The organism is Quadrisphaera sp. DVD1 (genome assembly GCF_058932755.1).
Map to the genome: position 1 here is coordinate 1 of NZ_JBZYWI010000229.1, position 2,879 is coordinate 2,879.

Below are 2,879 nucleotides of genomic sequence, written 5' to 3' on the forward strand. Positions count from 1 at the left end.
GCGTGGGGCGGCGCGACGGGGAGCCCGTTCCGGTGGCCTCCTCCAGCGCGCTCACCCGCCGCTCGAGCCGCTCGACGGTGCGGCGCAGGCGGGCCACCTCCTGCACACCGGCGAGGCCCAGGGCGCCCCCGGCGCGCTCGACCTCGCCCCGCAGCGCCTCGCGCACGACCTCCAGGAGCCGGGCACGGGCGATCCCGGACAGGTCGTTGGCCGCTTGCGCGTAGCCGCGCAGACCCTCCCAGGACATCGCCGCCTCCTTCTCCTCGAGCCGCTGGTCACGCTACCCGTCTCGACGGACAGCGCTGGCCGGGTGGAGCGCGGGGTGCTGGTCAGGAGCCGCCGAGGGCCTCGAGGGCCTGCGCCAGGGACGCGTCCAGCGGCAGGGCGGCCGGCTCGTCGGGGAAGGCCTCCCAGGCCGCGGCGCAGCAGGCGCGCAGGAGGTCGACCAGGTGCTCTCGGGCGTCCGCCGCCGAGCCTGCCGGCTCCTCGTGCTGCCAGGACGCCTCGAGGCGCCCACCGCGGACGGCGGCCGTGGCGCCGCCGCACGTCCACGCGCCGTGGGCGGCCGCGGCCTGGCGGGGCGGGACGAGCAGGCCCGACAGGTCGGCGCTCACGTGGTCCGGGCGCTGCTCCGGTGCGGCCGCCAGCAGCTGCAGGGGCCCGGTCAGGCCGGTGAGGACGAGCATGGACGCCATCCCGGCGCGGCGGCCCCCGGCGATGTCGGTGTCGAGCCGGTCGCCGATGACGAGCGGTGCCCGGGCACCGGCGCGCTGCGCCGCCGCGCGGAACAGGCCCGGCTCGGGCTTGCCCGCCACGAGCGGGTCGACGTCGACGGCGTTGCGCACGGCCCCCACGAGCGAGCCGTTGCCCGGAGCCGGGCCGCGCTCGGTCGGCAGGGTGAGGTCGGTGTTCGTGGCCACCCACAGGGCGCCGCCGCGCACGGCGGCCGCGGCGTCCGCCAGGTCGCTCCAGGTCAGCCCGCGGCCGAACCCCTGGACGACGGCGTCCGGGGCGTCGTCGACGCCCACGGGCACGTGACCGGCCTCGAGGAGGGCCGCGCGCACGCCGGGGCCGCCCACGGGGAGCACCCGGGCGCCGGCGCCCAGCCGCTCGCTCACGAGCAGGGCCGCGGCCTGGGAGGACGTGGTGACGTCCGCCGGCGCGGCGGCGACGCCGAGGGAGCGCAGGTGCTCCGCGACGTCCTCGGGCGTGCGCGAGGCGTTGTTGGTGGCGAAGCTCGTGACCGCTCCGGCGGCCACGGCGGCCTCCAGCGCCGGCACCGCCCCGGGGACCGCACCGGCCCCGACGTAGACGACGCCGTCGAGGTCGAGCAGCAGCAGGTCGTGATCCTCGTGCAGCGCGCGCTCAGCCACGACCGGCCTCCCGACGGGCCCGCAGGGTGGCGCGCACCTGGCGCAGGCGCTCGCTGTAGTCGGTGCGGTCGGGCCGCATCGCCGTCGCCAGGGCGAGGTGCTCGGCCGCCTCGGTCAACCGGTCGAGGCGCGCCAGGACCACACCGAGGCCGAAGTGCGCGTAGTCGGCGTCCGGCGAGGCCGCGACCAGCCGGCTGAACGTCTGCGCGGCCGCCTCCGGCTGGCCGGCCTGGTACTGCGCCCGGGCGAGGGCCTCCAGGACGCTCGCCGACCCGGGGTGCTCGCGGGCGGCTCGCTCGAGGAGGACGAGGGCGGCGAACCCGTCACCGCGCTCCAGCAGGGCCAGCCCGCGCTGGAGCCACTCGTAGGCGCCCCCGCTGGGGGCGCCGGTGGGAGAGGAGGCCATGCCAGACGGTAGCCCGGCTCAGCCGGCGCTCGGGGAGCCGCCGGGGACGTCGCCCGAGGGGTCCTCCGCGTCCTCGAGGAGGTCGTAGACGACGATCTCCTCCTCCCCCGACAGGCGGCGGCCGGCGCCGGTGGCCCCGGTGCGGTCCGCCGCCTCGGCCCGCTGCAGCCACGTCTGCGCCTCCTCGGCGCGCCCGGCGGCGGCCAGGGCGTCCGCGTACGCGGAGAGCAGCCGCGCGTGCCACGGCTGCGGGTTCCGGGCGGTCAGCTCGGGCCCCTGCAGGGTGACGACGGCGGCGTCAGGCTGCCCCATGTCCAGGCGCGCGCCGGCGGCGACGATGCGCATCTCGACCTGGCCCTGGGCGTCCAGGCGAGCCGCCTCGGGAGAGGCCGCCAGCTCGAGCGCCTTCTCGGGACGGCCCAGGGCGCGCTCGCAGTCGGCCATGAGGGGCAGGTGCACCTCGGAGCCGGTGAGGCGCCGCGCCGTGCGCAGCTCGCGCAGCGCCTCGTCGTAGGCACCGATGGCGTAGGCCGCCAGGCCCGCGGCCTCCCGGACCGACCCGATCCGGCCGGCCCGGCGCTGCGCGGCCATGGCGTGCGCGTAGGCGGCCTCGGGGTCGTCCTCGAGCAGCCGCCCGGCCATGACGAGGTGCCGGGAGACGGCGATGGCGTTGTCCTTGGCCAGGGTCAGCAGGTCGGCGCGCACGTCGCGGTCCAGCTCGCTGCCGGTGACGTCGTCGGGTAGCGGCGGCTCGACGCGCCGCACGCTCGCCTCGGCGCTGCGCGGGCTCCTCGGCGCCCCGCTGCGCGGCCCGCGGTCTCCCCCGCCGGAGGACCCACCGCCGTCGGGGCGGCCACCACGGGGAGCGCCGCCCGACCTGGGCGCCGAGCCCGAGCCCGAGCGCGCCGGCGAGCCGGAGCGGGGGCGCTGGTCGTCGGCCCGGCGCCGGTCCCCGTCGAAGGAGCGGCCGCGGCCGCCGGAGGAATCACGCATGGTCCTGGCTCCCGCTGTTCAGGTCGGCACGGAACGGAGTGGGCGGAACGGGAAATGCGACGAGGAGGGCCACTCCTGCAGTGCAGGGGTGACCCTCCTCGTCAAAG

General features: G+C 78.5%; 3 protein-coding genes and 1 pseudogene. All 4 read right to left on the minus strand.

What is annotated here, in order from left to right:
* Positions 1 to 247 (minus strand): annotated as a pseudogene (locus AC5FZL_RS16260) (hypothetical protein); the annotation flags it as partial.
* A gap of 82 nt (positions 248 to 329) precedes the next feature.
* Positions 330 to 1,373, minus strand: a complete 1,044-nt coding sequence (locus tag AC5FZL_RS16265; protein WP_493619919.1) for an HAD-IIA family hydrolase — start codon at positions 1,371 to 1,373, stop codon at positions 330 to 332.
* On the minus strand, positions 1,366 to 1,779 hold the full coding sequence (locus tag AC5FZL_RS16270; protein WP_493619920.1) for a tetratricopeptide repeat protein: 414 nt from the start codon (positions 1,777 to 1,779) through the stop codon (positions 1,366 to 1,368). Before AC5FZL_RS16270 ends, AC5FZL_RS16265 begins: the two co-directional genes overlap by 8 nt.
* 18 nt (positions 1,780 to 1,797) lie before the next feature.
* Positions 1,798 to 2,544 carry a tetratricopeptide repeat protein gene (locus AC5FZL_RS16275; RefSeq protein ID WP_493619921.1) on the minus strand — a complete coding sequence of 249 codons (747 nt, stop codon included), beginning with the start codon at positions 2,542 to 2,544 and terminating at the stop codon, positions 1,798 to 1,800.
* Between the last annotated feature and the right edge of the window lie 335 nt (positions 2,545 to 2,879).